The organism is Caulobacter sp., assembly GCF_017744445.1.
Classification (GTDB): Bacteria; Pseudomonadota; Alphaproteobacteria; order Caulobacterales; family Caulobacteraceae; genus Caulobacter.
On record NZ_JAGIBH010000001.1, the window covers coordinates 569,636 to 591,001 of the forward strand.

Genomic DNA, 21,366 nt, shown 5'->3' on the forward strand with positions numbered 1-21,366 from the left:
GCGAGGCCTTATGGAAGATCAATCCGACCTGATCGAGATGACCGCGGGCATCGTCTCCGCCTATGTCGGCAACAACGTGGTTTCGACCGCCGACCTGCCGGCTCTGATCAAGCAAGTTCACGCCGCGCTGGCCACGGTCGGCGCTCCGGCCGCCGAGCCGGCCCCGGCTCCCAAAGAGCCCGCGGTTCCGGTCAAGAAGTCGATCACGCCCGACTTCCTCGTGTGCCTGGAAGACGGTCGCAAGTTCAAGTCGCTGAAGCGCCACCTGCGCACCAAGTACGACATGACCCCCGAGGACTACCGCGCCAAGTGGAACCTGCCCAAGGATTACCCGATGGTCGCCCCGAACTACGCCGAGGCGCGTTCGAACCTGGCCAAGCAGATGGGCCTGGGTCAGGGCGGACGTAAGCCGGCTCGCAAGGGCAAATAGTCGAGTCGGAACAAAAGCTTGGCCTTTAGCGGCCTTGTGAGACCCCCGCGCCCGCCGTCCGAACCCGGACGGCGGGCGTTGTCTTTGGCGGTTGACTCAATATGGGAATCTTGTCGCGCGACATGTTTTTCACTTGCCGCCGATTCGTTCCTTAAGCGATAGTGAATCGAAGTGATTCCAATAGCTTGTTAAGGACTCTGAAGATGTCCGCGCAATTGAGCGCATCCGCCACGGCGGCCCGCGCTCATCAGGAGATGTTCGCCTACTGGGCGTCCCTCCGCCGGGGGGCGAGCCTCCCTGCGCGCGTCGATCTGCATCCTTCGAACATGAAGCGGCTGCTGCCGACGGTGTCGCTGATCGACGTCGTTCGTGGCGAAACCCGCGACTACCGCCTGCGTCTGGCGGGCACCGGCCTGTACAGCGTCTATGGCCGCGAGATCACCGGCCGCAAGCTGGACGACGTCTACAACACCGCCGCCGGCGACTACTGGCGCAAGGAGCTGGACAAGGTTGTTGACGAGCGCCGTCCGGGCGTCGGCGTCCACAGCCTGGCCTGGCGCGGCGCCCCGCACATGTCGATCCTGTGGCTGCGCCTGCCGCTGGCCACCAATGGCAAGGACGTCGACATGATCCTCGGCTACGACGCCGTGGTCGGCGCGGCGGCCGAAGGCGTCTCGGGCATCCGGGCGGCTTAAGGCCCCTCATCTCAGAAATCCCTACAGCTCAGCTTGTCCCTCGGGCGAACCCGCTTAAGGTCCGCCGCTTCTAGGGGCAGGTTCGATACGGCGTGACTGGGGACCGGGACGTTCTGAGCTTCATCCGCGAACACATCCGATCGGTGTGGGCGCTGGAGCTGTTGCTGAAGCTGAAGGCCGATCCCGATAGGTGCTGGACGGCCGACGAACTGGTCGAGTCCATGCGCGCCAGCCACGCCCTGGTCGACGGCAATCTGGACGCCCTGATGAGCGCGGGCCTAGTGGTCCCCGACGACGCTGGCTGTTTCCGCTACCGCCCCGCCGCGCCGGCCCTCGCCAAGCTGTGCGACGAACTGGAAGAGACCTACCGCGTTCGGCCCGTGACCGTGATCCGCTGGATCTCGGCGCCGGCCGAGCGGCTACAGTCCTTGGCCGACGCGTTTAAATTCCGGGGAGGGGGCAAATGACGCCCGCCGTCGTCTACGGCCTGTGCCTGCTGGCCAGCCTGCTGTGCGCGGGGCTGCTGTTCCGCGCCTGGGCGAAGGCCCGCACGCGCCTGCTGCTCTGGACCGCCGTGTCATTCGGCTTCATGGCCCTGAACAACCTGCTGCTGGTCGTGGATCTCGTCCTGCTGCCCACCCAGGTGCAGCTGTGGTGGCCGCGCCAGATCGCTCTGGCGCTGGGTATCGGTGTGCTGATCTACGCCTTCATCTGGGAGGTCGACCAATGAGCGGCCAGGAGGGCCTGATCGCCGGCGGCCTTAGCGCCGGCTTCCTGGTGCTGGCGGCGTTCTTCCTGCGCTTCTGGGGGCGCACGCGCGAGCGCCTGTTCCTGGCCTTTTCGGCGGCCTTCGCCCTGATGGCGGTGAACCAGGCGCTGCCGGTTATCCTGCATATCCCGCAGGAGGACCGCGGCGGGATCTATCTGATCCGCCTGGCGGCCTTCGTGCTGATCATCGTGGCGGTGGTGGCCAAGAACCTGAAGCGCGACCCGGAGGTCTAGCCTTCCAGGAAGGCTTCTACTTCGCGGCGCGAGGGCATCGACGGCGCCGCGCCGGCCTTTTGTACTGACAGGGCGGCTGCGCCATTGGCCAGCTCGACGGCGTCGCGCAGGTCCATGCTGGAAGCCAGGGCGGCGGCCAGGCTGCCGCAGAAGCAGTCGCCGGCTCCGACGGTGTCGACGGCCTTGACCTTCTTGCCCTCGACCAGGAAGGCCTCGTCGCGGCGTACGGCGGCGACGCCGGCCGAGCCCAGGGTGACGATGATCGTCTGGTCCGGGCGGCTCATCAGCTTGCGGGCGGCGACCGAGACGTCTTCCAGGCGGACCGGCTCGCGGTCCAGCTTGGCGTAGGTCGCCAGCTCGGTCTGGTTCAGGATCAGGATGTCGGTCAGCGGGAACAGCGCCGCGCCCTGGGGCAGGGCCGGGGCGGCGTTCAGCACGCGCAGGGCGCCCTTGGCCGCGCCGGTGCGAAACAGGGTCTCGATGGCGATGGCCGGGGTCTCCAGCTGGCACAGCAGCACCCGCTGGCCCTCCAGTGGGGTCGATGAGACCTGCTGCGGCGTCACCAGGGCGTTGGCTCCGGCGGTCACGACAATCATGTTTTCGGCGTTGTTGGCCACCCAGACGTGGGCCTGGCCGGTCGGGACGCCGCTGAGTTCCATCACGTCGGCGACCTGCACGCCGTAGCCGGCCAGGCTGGCCTTCAGACTCTTGCCGCTGTCGTCCCCGCCAACCGCGCCCATCAGGCGTGTGGCCGCGCCCATGCGGGCGGCCGCGACCGCCTGGTTGGCGCCCTTGCCGCCCAGGAACAGCTCCAGCGAGGTGCCGGCGACGGTCTCGCCCGGGCGAGGCAGGTCATCGACCCGCGCCACGGCGTCCAGGTTGATCGAGCCGAGAACGAAAACAGTCATGGTCTTTAAGTCTTCTAGAAGGTCGTCATCCGCCGCCGCCGCGCTGGAAGCTCTCGACGAGGCTGCCCGCGACGAGTCGCCAGCCGTCCACTAACACAAAGAAGATAAGCTTGAATGGCAGACTGATGGTCGCCGGCGGCAGCATCATCATGCCCATGCTCATCAGCACGCTGGCCACCACCAGGTCGATGACTAGGAACGGGATGAACAGCAGGAAGCCGATCTCGAAGGCGCGCTTCAGTTCCGAGATCATGAAGGCCGGCGTCACCACCTTCATCGGCAGTTCCTGGGCGTTCTGGGTCTGGGGGACTTTCGACAGGCGCACGAACAGGGCCAGGTCCTCGCGGTCGACCTGGCGCAGCATGAACTGCTTCACCGGCCCGCTGGCCTGGTCGAAGGCTTCGGGCAGCTCGATCTGGTGGTCCAGCAACGGCTTGATGCCGGCGTCGTAGCTGCGCTCGAAGGTCGGGCCCATGACGATGGCGGTGAGGAACAGCGCCAGGCTGATGATCACCGGGTTGGGCGGGCTCTGCTGGATGCCGATGGCGGTGCGCAGCAGGCCCAGCACCACCACGATCCGCACGAACGAGGTGGTCATGATCACGATCGACGGCGCCAGGGACAGCACCGTCATCAGGCCGACCAGCTGCACGACCCGGTCGGTCAGGCCCGCGCCCGAGCCCAGATTGATGTTCACCGCCGACTGAGCCAGGGCCGCGGCGGGCATGACCGCGCAGGCGATGGCGGCCAGCACCGAGATCACCGCGGCGCGGCGCAGGTCCTCGGCCTTGGCGCCCGTCACGGACTTGATCAGGTCGCGGATCATCAGACCACGGGCTCCGGGGCGGGAACGGTTTCAGCGGGAGGCGAGGGGATCCAGTCCAGCAGCTTGCCGTCGCCCAGCAGGACCATTCGCTCCTGGCCGTCCAGGCTGACGATGACCAGGCGGCGGGTCGGATCCAGGGCCAGGCTTTCGACGATGCGCAGGCGGCGCTCCTGGCGCGCGGCGATCGCGCGGCCGATGGCGTCGGGGCCGTACTTGCGCAGCGCCCAGGCGCCCAGGCCGATCAGGCCCAGCGTGACCGCCAGCGCCGCCAGGGCGCGAATGAATTCGACGATATCGAGCATGGATCGCCCAAAAACACCCAGGAGTGGCGAGACAACTTGGCGCAGGCAAATCGTGCCTACGACCCTGGTGTGCCTGAGGGTTCTTAATGCCGAATTAACCCTGTTTCTTCACCATGATCGCCATGGGACCGGATGACATTCCTCTCTTCGGCATGCTTAAGAGCCGCCTCGGTTATCTGACCGAGCGCCAGAAGCTTGTCGCCCAGAACGTGGCCAACGCCGACACGCCTGGCTACCGTCCCAGCGACCTGAAGCCGTTCAGCTTCCAGGCCTCGCTGATGAACCAGACCTCGGGCTCGGCCTATCGCGGCGGACCCAGCGCGCCGACCAGCGGCGTGGCGATGATGGCCACCTCGGCCGCCCACATGGCGCCGGCCAAGGCGGCCAGCGGCTGGCACGAGAAGGAAGGGCCGGACTCAGAAACGACGCTCGACGGCAACGCGGTGTCGCTGGAAGACCAGATGCTCAAGATGACCGACGCGCGCATGAACTACGACGCGGCGATCAGCTTCTACCAGAAGTCCATGAACATGCTGCGCCAGGCGGCGCGCAAGCCGAACGGGTAAGGACTAGATGGCCGAGATCAAATCCAACTCGCTGGCGACCATGGCCGTGGCCTCGTCGGCCCTCCGCGCCCAGCAGGGCCGCATGCGCGTCATCGCGGAAAACATCGCAAACGCCAACTCGACGGCGCGCACCGCCGGCGGCGACCCCTATCGCCGCCAGATCCCGGTGTTCAAGCCGACCCAGGTGCAGGGCGCCGAGGGCGTGCAGATGCTGCGCGTCGATCCCGACCAGAGCGACTTCAAGAGCGAATACGACCCCGGCAACCCGGCTGCCGACGCCAAGGGCTACGTCAAGACGCCCAACGTCAACACGCTGGTCGAGGCGCTGGACATGAAGGAGGCGCAGCGCGCCTACGAAGCCAACCTCAACGTCATCGAGACCGCCCGCTCCATGGAAGCGCGCACCCTCGACATCCTGAAGAAGTAGGGGGCTAGGCCATGATCACCGCGCTGGCGGCCGCCAAGGCCTATGCTTCGCAAGGCGCCATGGGCGTCGGCTCGATCGGCTCCATCGGCGGGACCGACAAGGCCAAGGGCATGGACTTCGGCGACATGCTGAAGTCGGCCATGGAAGGCGCGACCAAGGCCTCGAAGGTCGCCGAGCACAAGATCGCCGACCAGGTGGCCGGCAAGGCCGAACTGGTCGACGTCGTCACCGCCATCAGCTCGGCCGAAGCCAGCCTGGAAACCGTGATGGCCGTTCGCGACCAGGTGATCTCGGCCTACCAAGAAATCATGCGGATGCCGATCTAGGCGTCCACCGCCTCCAGGCGCGCATGGCGGCGCAGCACCTGCGGGGGCTGGCCGAACGCGCGGAGAAACGCGCGGCGCATGTGGTCGCGATCGGAAAAGCCCGTCTGTCGCGCCACCACGTCGATAGGGTGGCGGCTCTGCTCCATCAGGCCGCGCGCCGCCTCGACCCGCAGGTTCTCGATCGCCTTGGCCGGTGACTGTCCCGTCTCGGCATGGAAGGCGCGGCTGAACTGGCGCGGGCTCAAGGCCGCGGCCTCGGCCAGGTCCGGCACGCTCAGCGGCTTGTGCAGGTTGTCCCGGGCATAGGCCAGAGCGGTCTGGATGCGGTCCGACTTGGGCGACAGCTCCAGCAGGGTCGAGAACTGCGACTGGCCGCCGCCCCGCCGGTGATAGACCACCAGCTTGCGGGCCACGGCCTTGGCCGCCTCCGGTCCCAGGTCGCTCTCGATCAAGGCCAGGGCCAGGTCGATGCCGGCCGTCATGCCCGCCGAGGTCCAGATCGGGCCGTCGTTCACGAAGATCCGGTCCTCGGTCATCCGCACCTTGGGGAACTGCCGCTGCAGGTCGCGGGCGTGCATCCAGTGCGTCGTGGCCTGGCGCTCGTCCAGCAGGCCCGCCTCGGCCAGCACGAAGGCGCCAGTGCAGACGGCGGCCACCCGGCGGGAGCGCGTGGAGGCCTCGCGCAGGAAGGCGATCATGCCAGGCGAGACCGGCTCCAGCAGGGTCGAGCCGCCGACCACCAGGGTGTCGAACGGCCGGTCGGTGAACGGCTCGGTGTCCAGTTGCATCCCGGCCGATGTGCGCACCTTGCCGCCGGTCTCGGACACGAAATGCAGGTCGTACAGCGTCTCGCCGGCGATGGCGTTGGCGACCTCGAAGGCGGTGACGACCGCCAGGGCCATGACCGAGTAGCCAGGATAGACGACGAAGGCGAAATCACGCATTGGCGGCGTCCGAATGACCTAAATCGCCGCTTATATGACATTTGAGACTTCGGAGGGCAAGCGTATCCATCGGCCATCGCACTCGATCCCGAGTGTCACGGACGAAAGAACCTCCCCCATGAGCAATCCCTCTTCCAAAGGCGCGGCCCTGATCACCGGCGCCTCCACGGGCATCGGCGCGGTCTATGCCGACCGTCTGGCCAAGCGCGGCTACGACCTGATCCTGGTAGCCCGCAATGAGCAGCGGCTGAACGCCCTGGCCAACCGCCTGCGCGGCGACACCGGCCGCCAGGTCACCGTCCTGCCGGCCGACCTCAACGACCGCGCCGGCCGCGCCAAGGTCGAGGCCGTGCTGCGCGAGGACTCCAACATCACCGTGCTGGTCAACAATGCCGGCGTCGGCTCGGTCGCCTCGATCCTCCAGGCCGATGTCGAGGACATGGAGGCGATGATCGACCTGAACATCACCGCCCTGACCCGCCTGACCTACGCCGCCGCCCCGGCCTTCGCCGCGCGCGGGCAGGGGACGATCATCAACATCGCCTCGGTTGTCGGCATCGCCGTCGAGGTGCTGAACGGCGTCTACGGCGCTTCAAAGTCGTACGTGCTGAGCCTGGGTCACTCGCTGCAGAAGGACCTGGGCGACAAGGGCGTGCGCATCCAGACCGTGCTGCCGGGCGCCACCGCCACCGAGTTCTGGGACGTGGCCGGCTATGCCGCGCAGAAGACCTCGGCGATCACCATGTCGGCCGAGGACCTGGTCGACGCGGCCCTGGCCGGCCTGGACCTGGGCGAGACGGTCACCATCCCTGGCCTGCACGACGACGCCCTGTGGACCCGTTGGGAAGAGGACCGCCGCGCGCTGGGTCCCAAGTTCGGCAACGCCAAGCCCGCCGCTCGCTACGGCGTCGCCTAGACGAAAGAAGGGCCGCGCCTCGGGGAGGACGCGGCCCAGTTTGCTTCAGGGGAGAAAGAAGGAAACGCTACGCTTACTGAACAAACTCAGAGATGGAGGAAGGTCTTGGCCGCCGCGAGCAGGCCGCCCCAGATGATCGCGTTCAGCACCGAGGCCAGCAGCACCGCGAAGCCCAGGGGCCATTGGCGGGGCGCACGGCGCGCGGGACGCGGATCGAACGGACGGGCTTGCGTGGCGACGGTCATGAAGACGCTCCTTGAACCTGACCCTCATGGTCGAGATTGACTCGGCCTGTGCGAACCTGACGACCTGTCGCGCGCCGCCTTGTCGCACCCTTCATTCGAGTCAACGCTCGGAGGCGGCGAAAGGTTGATTCTCCCCCCATGAGCGCCATCGTCCTCGATCAGGTCAGCAAGACGTACGGCGGCCAGACGGTGCTGCACGAGACGACGCTGGAGATCGCCCAGGGGCGCTTCGTCGCCCTGGTCGGCGGCTCGGGCGCGGGCAAGACCACGCTGCTGAAGCTGATGAATGGCCTGTCGACGCCCAGCGCCGGGCGGGTGCTGATCGACGGCGAGGACATCGCCGGACGGCCGGGGCCAGAGCTGCGACGGGGGATCGGCTACGTCTTCCAGGAGATCGGCCTCTTCCCGCACATGACCGTGGCCCAGAACATCGGCGTCACGCCGGACCTGCTGGGCTGGCCGGCGGACGCCATCGCCGCGCGGGTGGATGAGCTGCTCGATCTCGTAGCTTTGCCGCGCAAGGTCGCCGGCCGCGCGCCGTCGCAGCTGTCGGGCGGCCAGCGCCAGCGGGTAGGCGTGGCGCGGGCCCTCGCGGCGCGACCCTCGATCCTTCTGATGGACGAGCCGTTCGGCGCGCTGGATCCGGTGACCCGCACGGCCCTGGCCGATGATGTCCGGGCGCTGCACGACCAGCTGGGATTGACGACCGTGATGGTCACCCACGACGTCGGCGAGGCCCTGCTGCTGGCCGACGAGGTGGTAGTGATGGCCGACGGCTGGGCGCTGACCCATGCCTCTCCGCGCGAGCTGCTGGCGGGCCATCCCGACCCCGTGGTCGCCGACCTGATCGCCGCGCCGAAGAAACAGGCCGAGCGCCTGGCGGAGCTGGCCCGTGGCTGATCGTTTGAGCGCCGCGCTCGCGGTTCTACCGGAACGTCTAGGGTGGCACGTGACCCTGTCGGCTTCGGCCTTAGCGCTGGGCTTGGCCATCGCCCTGCCTCTGGGGATCGCGGCCGCGCGCAATCCGCGCCTGAAGTGGCTCGCCTTGGGCGCCGCCGGCCTGGTGCAGACCATTCCGAGCCTGGCCCTGCTGGCGCTGTTCTATCCGGTGCTGCTGCTGCTCTCGGGGCTGGCGACCAAGGTGCTGGGACACGGTTTTCCGGCCCTGGGCTTCCTGCCGTCGCTGCTGGCCCTGACCCTCTATTCGATGCTGCCGATCCTGCGGAACGCGGCGGCGGGCGTCTCGGGGATCGACCCGGCCGTGGTCGAGGCCGCGCGGGGCGTGGGCATGACCGACCGCCAGCGGCTGTGGCGCGTGGAGCTGCCCCTGGCCGCGCCGGTGATCATGGCCGGGGTGCGCACCGCCGCCGTCTGGACGATCGGAGCGGCGACCCTCTCGACTCCCGTCGGCCAGACCTCGCTGGGCGACTACATCTTCTCTGGCCTGCAGACCGAGGACTGGGTGGCGGTGCTGGTCGGCTGCGCGGCTTCGGCGGGGCTGGCGCTGGTCGTGGACGGTCTGCTGGGCTTGATCGAGGGCGGCGTCGCGCGGCGCGAGCCAAGGCGGCTGTGGGTCGGCGGCGCGGGCCTGGCGATCGGTCTCCTGGCGGCGCTGGGACCGCTAGTGGTTCCGCACGACAAGCCGGCCTACGTCATCGGGGCCAAGAACTTCTCCGAGCAGTACATCCTGGCCGAGCTGATGGCCGGCAAGCTGGAGGCCCAGGGCGCGGCCGTGCAGCGCCGCGTGAACCTGGGCTCGGTCATCGCCTACCGCGCCTTGGCCAGCGGCGAGATCGACGCCTATGTCGACTATTCCGGTACGCTGTGGGCCAACATCCTGCACCGCACGGACAATCCCGGTCGCCAGGCGGTGCTCGACACCCTGCGCAAGGACCTGAAGACCCGCGACGGCGTCGTGCTGCTGGCGCCGCTGGGCTTCGAGAACGCCTACGCCCTGGCCATGCGCCGCGACCGCGCCGAGGCGCTGGGCGTGAAGACCCTGGCCGACTTGGCGACCAAGTCTTCGCAGCTCACCATGGGCGGCGACCTGGAGTTCTTCTCGCGACCCGAGTGGGCGTCGGTCGAGAAGCAGTATGGCCTGCGCTTCAAGGCCAAGCGCCAGTTCCAGCCGACCTTCATGTACCGCGCCCTGGAGAGCCGCGAAGCCGACGTGATCTCGGCCTTCTCGTCGGACGGCCGGATCGCGGCCGACGACCTGGTGCTGCTGGGCGACCCCAAGGGCGCGCTGCCGCCCTATGACGCGGTGATCCTGGTCTCGCCGAAGCGGGCGGGGGATCGGCGCCTGCTCGACGCCCTGAAACCGCTCGCCGGCAGCATCGACGTCAAGGCGATGCAGGCGGCGAACTACGCAGTGGATCGCGACACCGGCAAGAAGAGCCCCGCCGAGGCGGCACAGCTTCTCTCCGCTCACTAAAACTCGTCATCCCGGGCGGCGTAGCCGACCCGGGACCCAGGGGCCGGTGTAGTGCGGCCACCCCTGGGTCCCGGCTCTCCGCTTCGCTGCGGCCGGGATGACGAGATTTGGTTCTAGAGAATACCAGGGAGATCGAGCTCCTTCTCCCGCGCGCACTCGACCGCGATGTCGTAGCCCGCATCCGCGTGGCGCATCACGCCCGACGCCGGGTCGTTCCACAGCACGCGCTCCAGCCGCTTGGCCGCCGCCTCGGTGCCATCGCACACGATCACCATCCCCGCATGCTGCGAGAAGCCCATGCCGACCCCGCCGCCGTGGTGCAGCGACACCCAGGTCGCCCCCGAGGCGGTATTGAGCAGCGCGTTCAGCAGCGGCCAGTCCGACACCGCGTCCGAACCGTCCTGCATGGCTTCCGTCTCGCGGTTGGGCGATGCGACCGAGCCTGAGTCCAGGTGGTCGCGGCCAATGACGACCGGAGCCTTCAGCTCGCCCGACGCGACCATCTCATTGAAGGCCAGGCCCAGGCGGTGGCGATCGCCCAGGCCCACCCAGCAGATCCGCGCCGGCAGGCCCTGGAACTTGATCTTCTGGCCGGCCATGTCGAGCCAGTTGTGCAGGTGCGGATTGTCCGGGATCAGCTCTTTGACCTTGGCGTCGGTCTTGGCGATGTCTTCCGGATCGCCCGACAACGCCGCCCAGCGGAACGGACCGATGCCCCGGCAGAACAGCGGGCGGATATAGGCCGGCACGAAGCCCGGGAAGTCGAAGGCGTTGGCCACGCCTTCCTCCAGCGCCATCTGGCGGATGTTGTTGCCGTAGTCGACGGTCGGGACGCCGGCGGCCTGGAAGTCCAGCATGGCGCGGACATGCGTGGCCATCGAGGCGCGGGCGGCGCGGTTGACGCTGTCGGGGTCGCGCGCCTTGGCTTTCTCCCATTGGTCCAGCGTCCAGCCTGCCGGCAGGTAGCCGTTGTTCGGGTCGTGGGCGCTGGTCTGGTCGGTCAGCAGGTCAGAGCGGACGCCGCGCTTGAAGAGCTCCGGCAGCAACTCGGCGGCGTTGCCCAGCAGGCCGACCGAGATCGGGGTCTTGGCGGCGCAGGCCTTCTCGATCCAGGCCAGGGCCTCGTCGACGCTGTCGGTGGACTTGTCGAGATAGCCCGTGCGCAGGCGCATCTCGATCCGCGACGGCTGGCACTCGATGGCCAGGCATGATGCCCCGGCCATCACCGCCGCCAGCGGCTGCGCGCCGCCCATGCCGCCCAGGCCCGCCGTCAGCAGCCACTTGCCCGACAGGTCGCCGCCATAGTGCTGGCGGCCCATCTCGACGAAGGTCTCGTAGGTGCCCTGCACGATGCCCTGCGCGCCGATATAGATCCACGAGCCGGCGGTCATCTGGCCGTACATGGCCAGACCCTTCTTATCGAGCTCGTTGAAGTGCTCCCAATTGGCCCAGCGGGGCACCAGGTTGGAGTTGGCGATCAGCACGCGCGGGGCGTCGGCATGGGTGCGGAAGACGCCGACCGGCTTGCCCGACTGCACCAGTAGGGTCTGGTCGTCCTCGAGCCGGCGCAGGGTCTCGACGATCTTGTCGAAGCTCTCCCAGTCGCGGGCCGCGCGGCCGATGCCGCCATAGACGACCAGCTCCTCCGGACGCTCGGCGACGTCGGGGTGCAGGTTGTTCATCAGCATCCGCAGCGGGGCTTCGGTCAGCCAGGACTTGGCGCCGAGTTCCGTGCCGGTGGCGGGGCGGATGACGCGGGTGTTGTCGCGGCGGGTCATGGGGCTCTCGCGAATTGCAGGCAAGCTTTGAGGACGTCTTCGAGCACGAGGCGAAGCGGCTCGGCGCGGTCGGCGTGGAAGGGCGTGGGCCAGGTGTCTTCGGTCGGCGGCTCGGCCGGGTCGTCCATGTAGCCCCGGCAGGCCAGCTCCATCTGGATGGCGTGGACGCCGGTCGACGGCTGGCCGTAGTGGCGCGTGGTCCAGCCGCCCTTGAAGCGGCCGTTGGTGACGCGCGAGCGCCCCGAGGCATCGCAGGCGGCCTCGACGGCGGCGGTCAGCGCGTCGGCGCAGGAGGCGCCGCTATTGGTGCCGAGATTGAACTGCGGCAGCTCGCCGTCGAACAGGCGCGGGACCCGCGAGCGGATCGAGTGGGCCTCGTACAGAACCACGGTCGGATGCAGGCCGCGCAGGCGGTCGATCTCGGTGCGCAGGGCGGCGTGGTAGGGCTCGAAGTAGGTCGTGCGCCGCCGGTCGATCTCGGCCGCGTCAGGGCCGCCGTCGCGATATAGCGGCTCGCCGTCGAAGGTCGTGGTCGGGCACAGCTCCGTCGTCGCCTGGCCCGGATACAGCGAGGCCCCCGACGGGTCGCGATTGACGTCGATGACCGTGCGCGAGATCGCCGTCCGCACGATCGTCGCGCCCATCCCCTCGGCGAAGGCGTATAGCCGGTCGACCCACCAGTCGGCGTCCTTGCGGGCCAGCCAGGGGGAGACGAGGCCGGCCTCGATCGTTGGTGGGATCTCGGTTCCGGTGTGGGGCAGGGAGATGATGAGGGGCGCGGAGCCCCTGATGACCTGAAGCCAATCTCTCATCCCTCAACCCTCCGTTTCCCCGGCGAAAGCCGGGGCCCAGATTCATCCGGAGCGGTTGGGGTGCGCGCGCCGACGGCCCTAGCCAATCCTCGGGCGCTCGTGGGTTCGATCTGGGCCCCGGCTTTCGCCGGGGAGATCGGATGAAGGGGAAGGGTCATGCGATCCCCGGCAACTCGCCCGTCGCCGTGATCACCGCACCGCTCCGCACCAGGGCGTTCGCCGCCTCCATGTCCGGGTGAAAGTGGCGGTCGTCGTCGAGGTGCGGGACCTCGGCGCGGGTCAGCTTGCGCACCGCCTCCAGCGCCGCGCTCGACCGCAACGGCGCGTGGAAGTCGCACCCCTGCGCCGCCGCCAGCAGCTCGATGCCCAGCACCGCCATGGCGTTCTCGACCATGCCCAGCAGGCGCCGCGCGCCGTGGGCGGCCATCGAGACGTGGTCCTCCTGGTTGGCCGAGGTCGGGATCGAGTCGACGCTGGCCGGATAGGCCTTCTGCTTGTTTTCCGAGACCAGGGCGGCGGCCGTGACCTGGGGGATCATGAAGCCGGAGTTTAGGCCAGGCTTGGGCGTCAGGAAGGCCGGCAGGCCCGACAGCGCCGGGTCGACCAGCATGGCGATGCGGCGCTCGGCGATCGAGCCGATCTCGCAGACGGCCAGGGCGATCATGTCGGCGGCGAAGGCCACGGGCTCGGCGTGGAAATTGCCGCCCGACAGCGCTTCGTCGGCTTCCGGGAAGATCAGCGGATTGTCCGAGACGCCGTTTGCCTCGGTCTCCAGCGTCGTGGCCGCCTGGCGCAGCACGTCCAGCGCCGCGCCCATCACCTGCGGCTGGCAGCGCAGGCAGTAAGGGTCCTGGACGCGCTCGTCCTCCTTCAGGTGCGAGGCGCGGATCTCGGAGGCCGCCATCAGGCCGCGCAAGGCGGCGGCGGTCTCGATCTGGCCGGCATGGCGGCGCAGGGTGTGGATGCGCGGATCGAACGGGGTGTCCGAGCCCTTGGCGGCCTCGGTGGACAGCGCGCCGGTGACCAGGGCCGACTGGAACAGGCGCTCGGCCTCGAACAGGCCGGCCAGGGCGTTGGCGGTCGAGAACTGGGTGCCGTTAAGGAGAGCGAGGCCCTCCTTGGGACCCAGGACCAGCGGCTCCAGGCCGGCCTTCTTCAGCGCCTTGGCGGCCGGCTTGCGCTCGCCGTCGACGAAGATCTCGCCGACCCCGATCATGGTCGCGGCCATGTGCGACAGCGGGGCGAGATCCCCCGAGGCGCCGACCGAGCCCTGGCACGGCACGACCGGCGTCAGGTCGTGTTGCAGCATCAGCTCCAGCATCCGCACGGTCTCGACCCGCACGCCCGAGGCTCCCTGCGCCAGGCTGGCCAGCTTCAGCGCCATCATCAGGCGGATGACCGGCACGGGCGAGGGCTCGCCGACGCCGGCGGCGTGGGAGAGGACGATGTTGCGTTGCAGGGTCTCCAGGTCCGCGTCGCCGATGCGGACGCTGGCCAGTTTCCCGAAGCCCGTATTGATCCCGTAGACCGGCTCGCCCTTGGCCAGGATGCGTTCGACGGCGGCGGCGCTCTCGGCGATCACAGGCCAGGCGTCGTCGGCCAGGCGCGGCGTCGCCCCGCGATAGATCGCCTTCCAGTCGGCCAGCGGCACGGCGCCGGGGTTCAGAACAAGCTTGGTCACTGGCCTCTCCACACGCGCGCATGGAGCGGGTTGAAGCCCATGCGGTAGACAAGTTCGGCGGGACGCTCGACGTCCCAGATGGCGAGATCGCAGGCCTTGCCGGCCTCCAGCGTGCCGCGATCGTGCAGCAGCCCCAGGGCCCGCGCGGCCTCGCGCGTCACGCCGGCCAAGCACTCCTCGACGGTCATCCGGAAGAGCGTGGCGGCCATGTTCATGACCAGCAGCGGCGAGGTCAGGGGCGAGGTGCCGGGGTTGCAGTCCGTGGCCAGGGCCATCGGCACGCCCACTTCGCGCAGGGCCACGATCGGCGGGGCCTTGTGCTCGCGGGTGAAGTAGTAGGCGCCAGGCAGCAGGGTCGCGACCGTGCCGGAGGCGGCCATGGCGGCGATCCCGGCTTCGTCGAGGTGTTCGAGATGGTCGGCCGACAGGGCGTCGAACTCGGCGGCGAGCGATGCGCCGTGCAGGTTCGACAGCTGCTCGGCGTGCAGCTTCACGGGCAGGCCGTGTTTCCGCGCCGCTTCGAACACGCGGCGGATCTGCTCGGGCGAGAAGCCGATGCCCTCGCAGAAGCCGTCGACGGCGTCGGCCAGCTCGCGGGCGGCGATGGCGGGGATCATCTTCTCGCAGACCAGGGCGATGTAGCCGTCCTTGTCGTCGCGATATTCCGGCGGCAGGGCGTGGGCGCCCAGGAAGGTGGTGCTGACCCCGACGCGGCGGATGCCGCCCAGGGCGCGGGCGGCGCGCAGGCTCTTGATCTCGTCGTCCAGCGACAGGCCATAGCCGGACTTGATCTCGACCGTGGTGACGCCCTCGGCGATCAGGGCGTCCAGGCGGGGCAGGGCGGCCTGGACCAGTTCCTCTTCCGACGCCGCGCGGGTGGCCCGCATGGTCGAGACGATGCCGCCGCCGGCCCGGGCGATCTCCTCGTAGGACGCGCCGGCCAGGCGCAGCTCGAACTCGTGGGCGCGGTCGCCGGCGAAGACCAGGTGGGTGTGCGGGTCGATCAGGCCGGGGGTGATCCAGCGGCCTTCGACATCAATCGTCTGATCGGCCTCGAAGGCAGGCGCGTCATCGGCCGAACCAGCATAGACGATGCGGCCGTCGCGGGCGGCGATCACGCCGTTCTCGACGAGTCCAAGACCCGGCTGCGTCGGATCGAGGGTGGCCAGACGGCAAGTTATCCACAGGGTGTCGCAACGCATTCTGTTCCGTCTCCCTCGCTTGCAGTCGGCTTCAATATGTATAGACATATTTGCGAACGATGAGGCTTGTCCAGTGACCGACGCGCAGAATCCCCCAGAGAAGTCGGTAGAGTCCTCGACGGTGGTCTGGTGCGAGAGCGCCTTGCTGGCGGACGGCTGGGCGCGGGGCGTCAAGTTCACGATCACCGACGGCCGCATCGGGCGCATCGACACCGACGTCAACGCCGGCGACGCCCAGCGCCTGGGTCACGCCCTGCCGGGCCTGGGCAACGTCCACAGCCACGCCTTCCAGCGCGCCATGGCCGGTCTGGCCGAGACGCGCGGCGAGACCGGCGACAACTTCTGGACCTGGCGCGAGGTGATGTACCGCTTCCTGGAGCGCCTCGACCCCGACATGGCCCAGGCCATCGCCGCCATGGGCCAGGTCGAGATGCTGGAGGGCGGCTTCACGCGGGTGGGCGAGTTCCACTACCTGCACCACGCGCCTGATGGCGGCGCGTACGACAACCCCGCCGAGATGGCCGCGCGGATGGCGGCGGCGGCCGAGGAGACGGGCATCGGCCTGACCCTGCTGCCGGTATTCTACGCGCACAGCAACTTCGGCGGCCTGCCGCCCACGGATGGCCAGAAGCGCTTCATCCACGACGTCGACGGCTTCGCCCGGCTGGTCGAGGCCTGCCGCGCGATTGTCGCGCCGCTGCCCGAGGCGGTGGTCGGCATCGCGCCCCACAGCCTGCGCGCGGTGACCGGCGAGGAGCTGACCGCCATCCTGCCCTTGGCCGCCGGCGGGCCGGTCCACATGCACGTGGCCGAGCAGACCAAGGAGGTCGACGACTGCCTGGCCGCCACCGGCGCGCGTCCGGTCCGCTGGCTGATGAACCACACCGAGGTCGACAAGCGGTGGTGCCTGATCCACGCCACCCACATCAACGCCACCGAGACCGAGCGCCTGGCCAAGAGCGGCGCGGTGGCGGGCCTGTGCCCGGTGACCGAGGCCAATCTGGGCGACGGGATCTTCCCGACCCCGGACTATCTGTCGGCTGGCGGAAGTTTCGGAATCGGCACGGACTCCAACATCGTGATCGACGCCGCCCAGGAACTGCGGACCATGGAATACGCCCAGCGCCTGACCCGCCGGGCCCGCAACGTGCTGGCGGGCGGCGCGCGTCGCTCCACGGGCGGCGACCTGTGGCGGGCGGCGTCGGTCGGCGGGGCGCAGGCCTTGGGCGTCGGCCGAGGCGGCCTGCGTCGCGGGGCGCCGGCCGATTTCATCACCCTGGACGCCAACCACCCGAACCTGGTCGGCCGCTCTGGCGATACGCTGATCGACAGCCTGGTCTTCGCTGGCGGCGGCATCGATACGGTCTGGCGGCACGGCAAGCAGCTGGTCAGCGGCGGTCGTCACCATGCGCGCGAGGTGATTCAGGCCCGCTACGTCCAGACCTTGAAGGCCCTGCTGGCGTGACCGGACCGCTGCACCAGCGCATCCGCGGCGACATCGAGGCCCGCATCCGCTCGGGCGAGTGGGCGCCCGGCCACAAGGCGCCGACCGAGGCCGAGCTGATGGATCAGTACGGCTGCGCGCGCATGACGGTGAACAAGGCCATGACCGCCCTGGTCGAGGCCGGGCTGATCGTGCGCCGCAAGCGGGCCGGCTCGTTCGTGGCACGGCCCAAGGTGCATGCGCCGGTGCTGAACATCCCCGACATCCAGTCCGAGATCGTCGCGCGCGGCGAGGCCTACGCTTTCCGCCTGCTGGCCCGGACGGTGCGGGCGGCCGACCGCGATAGCCCCGAAGAGGTCGAGCTGGCGGCGGGCGGCAAGCTGCTGGAACTGGACGGCGTCCACGACGCCGGCGGCCGGCCCTTCGCCCTGGAGCGCCGCCTGGTCAGCCTAAAGGCCGCGCCTGAGATCGAAGCCGCCGACTTCGCCGAACATCCGCCCGGCGCCTGGCTGCTGGAGCACGTCACCTGGACCGAGGCCGAGAGCCGCATCGGCGCCATCAACGCAGACGCCGAAGACGCCCGCCTGCTGGCGCTCGACGAAGGCGCCGCCTGCCTGGTCGTCGACCGCCGCACCTGGCGGGAGGGCCAGCACGTGACTCGCGTCCGCCAGGTCTTCCCCGGCGAGGCGTATGATCTGGTGGCGCGGTTCGGGCCGGGAGCTTAAGGGCGCGGTCCCTCTGGCGCACGGGCGCCGCGTCGGCTTAGCTCCCGCCCAAACCGGAGAGCTCCCATGGACCTGCACGCGATCGCCGTCCCGACCTACGCCCAGATGCTCAAGGGCCTGTCGAACCAGCTGACCAAGGCGCAGGCCTTCGCCGCCGACAATGGCCTGTCACCGGACGAGCTGATCTCCGCCCGCCTGGCGCCGGACATGTTCCCGCTGTCGACCCAGGTGCGCTTCGTCTGCACCCAGGCCAGCGACATGCTGCGCCAGCTGACCGGCTCGGACTCGTTCACCCCGGCCGAGGACGCGACCGATTTCGACGGCCTGCGCGCCCAGCTGGCCGAGGCGGTCGCGAAGGTGCAGGCGACACCAGCCTCGGCCTTCGACGGCGCGGCGCAGAAGACGATCGAGCTGAAAATGCCCAACGGCATCGTCTTCGACATGACCGGCGAGCAGTTCCTGCGCGACTGGGCGCTGGCCCAGTTCTATTTCCACCTGACCGCGGCCTACGCGATCCTGCGCCACAAGGGCGTGGCGCTGGGCAAGCCCGACTGGGTCTCGCACATGTTCGCCTACATCCGTCCGGGCACGCTTCCTGGAGGTTAAGAGTGGCCGGAGGTTAAGGCCGGCCGGATGTTGAGTCCGCGCGCCAACCCCCTGAGCTGGGGATGTCGGGCGGAGCGCCCCGAGCCGTAGAACGGCGTTCGGGGACAGTGCGCGGCGCGTGGTGCGACGAGGGTCCCGAGGGGATCCCGTCATGGCCGAACCGACGCTTCGCGACTTCCAGTTCCTGGTCCAGCTGATCGACAGCGGCCTGATCCAGGCCAGCTTCAAGTTCTCGGACATCCGGGGGCTGCTGAAGAGCTTCAACGTGCTGACCCCCGAAGTCGACGCGGCGCTAAAGCTGGTCGAGGCCAATCCGGTGCTGATCAATATCGGCCTGGCGACGCTGAAGGAGGCCCTGCTGAAGTGGCCGCTGGATACGCCGCTCAGCGTGGCCTTCGGCTCGGGCAGTGGCGGCGACGGCGGGGGCACGGTGGCCAATCCGATCGTGCTGACCGACGCCCAGATCAAGGACGCCTACAAGGCCCTGGCCGGCATCGCGGCGACCTCGTCCAAGGCGCTGTCGGAGTACCTCACGGGCCCCAACGGCGAGAAGGTGGTCAACGCCTTCTATGCCGAGATGAAGCTCTTGGCCCAGCTGCAGGTCGATGTCACGGCCGGCAAGATCACCAAGGCGGCGTTCCTGGACAAGCTGATCGGCTTCTCGGCCGACACCTCGGCCCTGGCGCTGCAGGCGATGAACTTCTTCACCGGCAAAACGCCGACCCAGGCGGCGCTGAACGAGCTGATCGACAGCGCTGCGAACACCACCGACCTGACCGACTTCGCCTATGCGATCTACAGCACCGAGAACAAATATATCGAATTCGCCGTCAACCAGGCCATGAGCGGCACGGGCGCGGTGACCTTCAAGACCGCCTACGACACGCTGAGCTTCCGCGACGCGGCGGCCAAGATCTACGACGCCATCATCGGCAATGCGAAGGCCCAGGCGGCGGGCGTCAATGTCAACGCCGCGCTGGACTACATCGTCTCCCAGCAGAAGTACTTCGAGGCCTATGGCCACGACGCCCTGGGCGCCAAGGCCGCGGTGGCGGGGTTCCTGATGTCCAAGGGGCTGGAGGGCGGCGTCGGCGCCTATGCCGAGGCGGTGAAGGCGTTCCTGACCAAGGCCTATGATGGCACGGCGACCTACGGGACCGAGCTGCTGGGCGCGGCCAAGGCTGTGGCGCTGGTGGGGCAGGTCGCGGAGAGCCATGACGCGGGCATGATGGCCTAGTCCGGCATCGTCTCGAACACGGTCACGCCTTCGGGCAGGACCACCCAGTCGGGCTTGTCGCGGCCGAACAGGGCCATGGCGGGCTTGAACAGACCCGGGTCATCCAGCGACCCGGCATAAATCGTGTGGGAGTCATGCAGGCCATGCTCCCCGCCAAAGACGAGGCCCCCGCAGTTCGGGCAGGAATTGCGGGTGGCCTCGCCGCCTCGGAAGGCGCGGCTGCGGTACTGCCGCGCCGGGCCGGTGATGGTCAGGGCGCTGGCAGGAAAGCCCATGAACGGAATGAACCCGCTCCCCGACGCCTTGCGGCAGTCGGCGCAACAGCAGACGCCCATGAAGGTGGGGGCGCTGTCAGCCTCCCAGCGCAGCGCGCCGCACAGGCATCCGCCCTTGAAGGCCGTTTCCGTCATGCCGGCAGAGTAGGAGGCGGGGTGAATGGCAGTCAAACCGTGCTCGCGCTCAAGACTAGTAGTCTCCATGCTGCAATCTGTGGCATGGGTTGGCCATGGGCGCGGACGACAGGAAATTGGGCAAGCTGATCGGCCAGGCCGTGCTGGTCGGCGTGGCGCTGTTCACGATCTCGCTGCTGGTGCGGGCGGCGGCCAATACGATCGTCGGCGGCCCCACGCGGGGGCCCGCGCCGCCGCCACCCGACGCCAGCGCCTGGGCGGTGTTCGCCAGCTGGGTCCTGCTGCCGGCGCTGATCGAGACGCCGTTCATCACCTACCTGGTACGACGCACGAACCGCGAGCGCGTCTCGTTGGCGCTGTGGATCATGCTATCGATCATCTTCGGCGGGGCCTGGCTGCTGCACGGCGCCAGCCCGGGAACGCTGGGCCAGGCCTGCGCCTTCGTGCTGATGGCCTATATGTCCTGGGACTGGTCCAGGCAGCCCGGGCGACTCGCCTACTGGCTGGCGATCCTGTCGCATGCGGTATGGAACGGCATCGGCATGGCGCTGCACCTGGCCAAGCATCCGCCGCTGTGACATCGCGTTGAATTTTCAGGAAAAGTAGTCTGTCCTGGTGGCGGGGGGCGGGATCGAACCGCCGACCTGTGGGTTATGAATCCACCGCTCTAACCATCTGAGCTACCCAGCCCCAGGAGGCGCGGCTTATAGGCGAGAACCGCGCGGGATATCAAGCGGCGGTGTTCTCTCCAGTTTCCAGATCTCCCCAGATTGCCTTCCTGGGCCTTGTGCCCAGGACCCATGCCGACGGGCGGCTTTGAACAGCCAAGGACGCGCCGCCGTCGAAGCCCAGAACGCCCGACCACCTCAATGCCCGCTGAACACTGGGTCCTGGGCACAAGGCCCAGGAAGGCAGGGTTGTTGTTGGATTGGAGACTTAGTCGGAGACGATCGCCGCCGTCACCGCGCCGAGCGCCTTCACCGCATCGGCAGGCGCCAGCTTGACCTGCAAGCCCCGCTGGCCGCCGTTGATGAAGACGTAGGGCTGCGCCAAGGCGGCTTCCTCCATCACCGTCGGCAGGCGCTTCTTCTGGCCGAAGGGGCTGACGCCTCCGACCTTGTAGCCGGTGATGCGTTCGGCGTCGGGGACGGGGGCCATGGCGGCCGACTTGCCCTTCAGGGCGGCGGCCAGCTTCTTCATGCTGACCTCCTTGTCCGAGGGCAGGATGGCGCAGGCGGGCTTGCCGTCCAGCATCACCACCAGGGTCTTGAGCACGCGGCAGGGATCCTCGCCCAGCGCCTCGGCCGCCTGGAGGCCCACGCGCTCGGATCCAGGGTCGTAGTCGTACGTATGCAGGTCGAACGCGACGCCGGCCTTGGTCAGTGCGATCGTGGCGGGGGTGCTCTTGGACATGCTTGCGGTGATACCCAAGTGCGACAAGCGTTGGAAT

Annotated in this window: 27 protein-coding genes, 1 tRNA gene and 1 pseudogene; 16 read left to right on the forward strand and 13 right to left on the reverse strand. The window is 68.7% G+C overall.

The window, feature by feature from the left end; all coding sequences use genetic code 11:
- Window positions 1-10: 10 nt before the first annotated feature.
- The 5 genes from J7528_RS02805 (at window position 11) to J7528_RS02825 (ending at window position 2,127) form a co-directional block, all read left to right on the forward strand.
- The gene (locus tag J7528_RS02805; protein WP_291871087.1) at window positions 11-430 is read left to right on the forward strand and encodes a MucR family transcriptional regulator; all 420 of its coding nucleotides are present in this window, start codon (window positions 11-13) and stop codon (window positions 428-430) included.
- Between the two features lie 197 nt (window positions 431-627).
- Window positions 628-1,125: a PAS domain-containing protein gene (locus J7528_RS02810; RefSeq protein ID WP_291871317.1), complete on the forward strand. Its 498-nt coding sequence runs from the start codon at window positions 628-630 to the stop codon at window positions 1,123-1,125.
- 92 nt (window positions 1,126-1,217) lie between these two features.
- Complete coding sequence (locus J7528_RS02815) at window positions 1,218-1,592, forward strand: hypothetical protein (protein ID WP_291871089.1); 375 nt, start codon at window positions 1,218-1,220, stop codon at window positions 1,590-1,592.
- A complete protein-coding gene (locus J7528_RS02820) occupies window positions 1,589-1,855 on the forward strand; it encodes a DUF5985 family protein (protein ID WP_291871091.1) in 267 nt (88 codons plus the stop codon). The genes J7528_RS02815 and J7528_RS02820 overlap by 4 nt, the downstream gene beginning before the upstream one ends.
- Complete coding sequence (locus J7528_RS02825; RefSeq protein WP_291871094.1) at window positions 1,852-2,127, forward strand: DUF5985 family protein; 276 nt, start codon at window positions 1,852-1,854, stop codon at window positions 2,125-2,127. Before J7528_RS02820 ends, J7528_RS02825 begins: the two co-directional genes overlap by 4 nt.
- On the opposite strand, the gene J7528_RS02830 is transcribed toward J7528_RS02825, so the two are convergent.
- The 3 genes from J7528_RS02830 to J7528_RS02840 are packed head-to-tail and all read right to left on the reverse strand — an operon-like array spanning window position 2,124 to window position 4,163.
- The gene (locus tag J7528_RS02830) at window positions 2,124-3,035 is read right to left on the reverse strand and encodes a ribokinase (protein ID WP_291871096.1); all 912 of its coding nucleotides are present in this window, start codon (window positions 3,033-3,035) and stop codon (window positions 2,124-2,126) included. The genes J7528_RS02825 and J7528_RS02830 overlap by 4 nt on opposite strands.
- A 25-nt stretch (window positions 3,036-3,060) precedes the next feature.
- Window positions 3,061-3,861, reverse strand: a complete 801-nt coding sequence (gene fliP, locus J7528_RS02835; protein ID WP_291871098.1) for a flagellar type III secretion system pore protein FliP — start codon at window positions 3,859-3,861, stop codon at window positions 3,061-3,063.
- The gene (locus J7528_RS02840; protein ID WP_291871100.1) at window positions 3,861-4,163 is read right to left on the reverse strand and encodes a flagellar biosynthetic protein FliO; all 303 of its coding nucleotides are present in this window, start codon (window positions 4,161-4,163) and stop codon (window positions 3,861-3,863) included. Before J7528_RS02840 ends, fliP begins: the two co-directional genes overlap by 1 nt.
- Before the next feature lie 122 nt (window positions 4,164-4,285).
- Here J7528_RS02840 and flgB point away from each other — a divergent pair, with 122 nt between their 5' ends.
- The 3 genes from flgB to fliE are packed head-to-tail and all read left to right on the forward strand — an operon-like array spanning window position 4,286 to window position 5,482.
- On the forward strand, window positions 4,286-4,729 hold the full coding sequence (gene flgB, locus J7528_RS02845) for a flagellar basal body rod protein FlgB (RefSeq protein WP_291871319.1): 444 nt from the start codon (window positions 4,286-4,288) through the stop codon (window positions 4,727-4,729).
- 7 nt (window positions 4,730-4,736) lie between these two features.
- Window positions 4,737-5,156 (forward strand): flagellar basal body rod protein FlgC, encoded by a 420-nt coding sequence (flgC, locus tag J7528_RS02850; protein ID WP_291871102.1) that lies wholly within the window; start codon window positions 4,737-4,739, stop codon window positions 5,154-5,156.
- Between the two features lie 11 nt (window positions 5,157-5,167).
- Window positions 5,168-5,482 carry a flagellar hook-basal body complex protein FliE gene (fliE, locus tag J7528_RS02855; protein ID WP_291871105.1) on the forward strand — a complete coding sequence of 105 codons (315 nt, stop codon included), beginning with the start codon at window positions 5,168-5,170 and terminating at the stop codon, window positions 5,480-5,482.
- Here fliE and J7528_RS02860 read toward each other — a convergent pair.
- Window positions 5,479-6,426 carry a GlxA family transcriptional regulator gene (locus J7528_RS02860; RefSeq protein WP_291871107.1) on the reverse strand — a complete coding sequence of 316 codons (948 nt, stop codon included), beginning with the start codon at window positions 6,424-6,426 and terminating at the stop codon, window positions 5,479-5,481. The genes fliE and J7528_RS02860 overlap by 4 nt on opposite strands.
- Before the next feature lie 118 nt (window positions 6,427-6,544).
- Between J7528_RS02860 and J7528_RS02865 the strand changes: the two genes are divergently transcribed.
- The gene (locus J7528_RS02865) at window positions 6,545-7,342 is read left to right on the forward strand and encodes an SDR family oxidoreductase (RefSeq protein ID WP_291871109.1); all 798 of its coding nucleotides are present in this window, start codon (window positions 6,545-6,547) and stop codon (window positions 7,340-7,342) included.
- Between the two features lie 86 nt (window positions 7,343-7,428).
- Here the strand turns inward: J7528_RS02865 and J7528_RS02870 are convergent, their stop codons facing one another.
- On the reverse strand, window positions 7,429-7,587 hold the full coding sequence (locus J7528_RS02870; RefSeq protein ID WP_291871111.1) for a hypothetical protein: 159 nt from the start codon (window positions 7,585-7,587) through the stop codon (window positions 7,429-7,431).
- Between the two features lie 138 nt (window positions 7,588-7,725).
- On the opposite strand from J7528_RS02870, the gene J7528_RS02875 reads away from it, so the two are divergent.
- Entirely contained in the window at window positions 7,726-8,487 is a 762-nt protein-coding gene (locus J7528_RS02875; protein ID WP_291871113.1) for an ABC transporter ATP-binding protein, read from the forward strand.
- Complete coding sequence (locus J7528_RS02880; RefSeq protein ID WP_363269670.1) at window positions 8,480-10,021, forward strand: glycine betaine ABC transporter substrate-binding protein; 1,542 nt, start codon at window positions 8,480-8,482, stop codon at window positions 10,019-10,021. Before J7528_RS02875 ends, J7528_RS02880 begins: the two co-directional genes overlap by 8 nt.
- A gap of 22 nt (window positions 10,022-10,043) precedes the next feature.
- Here J7528_RS02880 and J7528_RS02885 read toward each other — a convergent pair.
- The 5 genes and pseudogenes from J7528_RS02885 to hutI all read right to left on the reverse strand — a co-directional run.
- A pseudogene (locus J7528_RS02885) lies at window positions 10,044-10,154 on the reverse strand (hypothetical protein); the annotation flags it as partial.
- Window positions 10,135-11,799, reverse strand: a complete 1,665-nt coding sequence (gene hutU / locus J7528_RS02890; RefSeq protein WP_291871116.1) for a urocanate hydratase — start codon at window positions 11,797-11,799, stop codon at window positions 10,135-10,137. The pseudogene J7528_RS02885 and the gene hutU, both read right to left, overlap by 20 nt.
- Complete coding sequence (hutG, locus tag J7528_RS02895) at window positions 11,796-12,611, reverse strand: N-formylglutamate deformylase (protein WP_291871118.1); 816 nt, start codon at window positions 12,609-12,611, stop codon at window positions 11,796-11,798. Before hutG ends, hutU begins: the two co-directional genes overlap by 4 nt.
- Before the next feature lie 154 nt (window positions 12,612-12,765).
- Window positions 12,766-14,304, reverse strand: coding sequence for a histidine ammonia-lyase (gene hutH, locus J7528_RS02900; protein WP_291871120.1), 1,539 nt, complete (start codon window positions 14,302-14,304; stop codon window positions 12,766-12,768).
- On the reverse strand, window positions 14,289-15,494 hold the full coding sequence (hutI, locus tag J7528_RS02905) for an imidazolonepropionase (protein ID WP_291871122.1): 1,206 nt from the start codon (window positions 15,492-15,494) through the stop codon (window positions 14,289-14,291). Before hutI ends, hutH begins: the two co-directional genes overlap by 16 nt.
- A 73-nt stretch (window positions 15,495-15,567) precedes the next feature.
- On the opposite strand from hutI, the gene J7528_RS02910 reads away from it, so the two are divergent.
- The 4 genes from J7528_RS02910 (at window position 15,568) to J7528_RS02925 (ending at window position 19,506) form a co-directional block, all read left to right on the forward strand.
- Entirely contained in the window at window positions 15,568-16,959 is a 1,392-nt protein-coding gene (locus tag J7528_RS02910) for a formimidoylglutamate deiminase (protein WP_291871124.1), read from the forward strand.
- Window positions 16,956-17,663, forward strand: coding sequence for a histidine utilization repressor (gene hutC, locus J7528_RS02915; RefSeq protein WP_291871126.1), 708 nt, complete (start codon window positions 16,956-16,958; stop codon window positions 17,661-17,663). Before J7528_RS02910 ends, hutC begins: the two co-directional genes overlap by 4 nt.
- A 66-nt stretch (window positions 17,664-17,729) precedes the next feature.
- The gene (locus J7528_RS02920) at window positions 17,730-18,269 is read left to right on the forward strand and encodes a DUF1993 domain-containing protein (RefSeq protein WP_291871128.1); all 540 of its coding nucleotides are present in this window, start codon (window positions 17,730-17,732) and stop codon (window positions 18,267-18,269) included.
- A gap of 151 nt (window positions 18,270-18,420) precedes the next feature.
- A complete protein-coding gene (locus J7528_RS02925) occupies window positions 18,421-19,506 on the forward strand; it encodes a hypothetical protein (protein WP_291871129.1) in 1,086 nt (361 codons plus the stop codon).
- Here J7528_RS02925 and J7528_RS02930 read toward each other — a convergent pair.
- Window positions 19,503-19,952 (reverse strand): GFA family protein, encoded by a 450-nt coding sequence (locus tag J7528_RS02930; RefSeq protein ID WP_291871131.1) that lies wholly within the window; start codon window positions 19,950-19,952, stop codon window positions 19,503-19,505. The two genes, J7528_RS02925 and J7528_RS02930, sit on opposite strands and share 4 nt — an antisense overlap.
- 59 nt (window positions 19,953-20,011) lie before the next feature.
- Here J7528_RS02930 and J7528_RS02935 point away from each other — a divergent pair, with 59 nt between their 5' ends.
- The gene (locus tag J7528_RS02935) at window positions 20,012-20,494 is read left to right on the forward strand and encodes a hypothetical protein (protein ID WP_291871134.1); all 483 of its coding nucleotides are present in this window, start codon (window positions 20,012-20,014) and stop codon (window positions 20,492-20,494) included.
- 35 nt (window positions 20,495-20,529) lie between these two features.
- Here J7528_RS02935 and J7528_RS02940 read toward each other — a convergent pair.
- Window positions 20,530-20,606, reverse strand: a tRNA-Met gene (locus J7528_RS02940).
- Window positions 20,607-20,852: 246 nt separating this feature from the next.
- Window positions 20,853-21,329, reverse strand: a complete 477-nt coding sequence (gene ybaK / locus J7528_RS02945; RefSeq protein WP_291871136.1) for a Cys-tRNA(Pro) deacylase — start codon at window positions 21,327-21,329, stop codon at window positions 20,853-20,855.
- Window positions 21,330-21,366 lie beyond the last annotated feature (37 nt).

What these genes read in the sequence shown, in the direction of transcription:
- J7528_RS02805 (WP_291871087.1), top strand. Translation starts at nt 11, where the DNA reads ATGGAAGATCAATCCGACCTGATCGAGATGACCGCGGGCATCGTCTCC.
- J7528_RS02820 (WP_291871091.1), top strand. Translation starts at nt 1,589, where the DNA reads ATGACGCCCGCCGTCGTCTACGGCCTGTGCCTGCTGGCCAGCCTGCTG.
- J7528_RS02825 (WP_291871094.1), top strand. Translation starts at nt 1,852, where the DNA reads ATGAGCGGCCAGGAGGGCCTGATCGCCGGCGGCCTTAGCGCCGGCTTC.
- J7528_RS02830 (WP_291871096.1), bottom strand. Translation starts at nt 3,035, where the DNA reads ATGACTGTTTTCGTTCTCGGCTCGATCAACCTGGACGCCGTGGCGCGG.
- fliP (WP_291871098.1), bottom strand. Translation starts at nt 3,861, where the DNA reads ATGATCCGCGACCTGATCAAGTCCGTGACGGGCGCCAAGGCCGAGGAC.
- J7528_RS02840 (WP_291871100.1), bottom strand. Translation starts at nt 4,163, where the DNA reads ATGCTCGATATCGTCGAATTCATTCGCGCCCTGGCGGCGCTGGCGGTC.
- flgB (WP_291871319.1), top strand. Translation starts at nt 4,286, where the DNA reads ATGGGACCGGATGACATTCCTCTCTTCGGCATGCTTAAGAGCCGCCTC.
- flgC (WP_291871102.1), top strand. Translation starts at nt 4,737, where the DNA reads ATGGCCGAGATCAAATCCAACTCGCTGGCGACCATGGCCGTGGCCTCG.
- fliE (WP_291871105.1), top strand. Translation starts at nt 5,168, where the DNA reads ATGATCACCGCGCTGGCGGCCGCCAAGGCCTATGCTTCGCAAGGCGCC.
- J7528_RS02860 (WP_291871107.1), bottom strand. Translation starts at nt 6,426, where the DNA reads ATGCGTGATTTCGCCTTCGTCGTCTATCCTGGCTACTCGGTCATGGCC.
- J7528_RS02865 (WP_291871109.1), top strand. Translation starts at nt 6,545, where the DNA reads ATGAGCAATCCCTCTTCCAAAGGCGCGGCCCTGATCACCGGCGCCTCC.
- J7528_RS02870 (WP_291871111.1), bottom strand. Translation starts at nt 7,587, where the DNA reads ATGACCGTCGCCACGCAAGCCCGTCCGTTCGATCCGCGTCCCGCGCGC.
- J7528_RS02875 (WP_291871113.1), top strand. Translation starts at nt 7,726, where the DNA reads ATGAGCGCCATCGTCCTCGATCAGGTCAGCAAGACGTACGGCGGCCAG.
- hutU (WP_291871116.1), bottom strand. Translation starts at nt 11,799, where the DNA reads ATGACCCGCCGCGACAACACCCGCGTCATCCGCCCCGCCACCGGCACG.
- hutG (WP_291871118.1), bottom strand. Translation starts at nt 12,611, where the DNA reads ATGAGAGATTGGCTTCAGGTCATCAGGGGCTCCGCGCCCCTCATCATC.
- hutI (WP_291871122.1), bottom strand. Translation starts at nt 15,494, where the DNA reads ATGCGTTGCGACACCCTGTGGATAACTTGCCGTCTGGCCACCCTCGAT.
- J7528_RS02920 (WP_291871128.1), top strand. Translation starts at nt 17,730, where the DNA reads ATGGACCTGCACGCGATCGCCGTCCCGACCTACGCCCAGATGCTCAAG.
- J7528_RS02925 (WP_291871129.1), top strand. Translation starts at nt 18,421, where the DNA reads ATGGCCGAACCGACGCTTCGCGACTTCCAGTTCCTGGTCCAGCTGATC.
- J7528_RS02935 (WP_291871134.1), top strand. Translation starts at nt 20,012, where the DNA reads ATGGGCGCGGACGACAGGAAATTGGGCAAGCTGATCGGCCAGGCCGTG.
- ybaK (WP_291871136.1), bottom strand. Translation starts at nt 21,329, where the DNA reads ATGTCCAAGAGCACCCCCGCCACGATCGCACTGACCAAGGCCGGCGTC.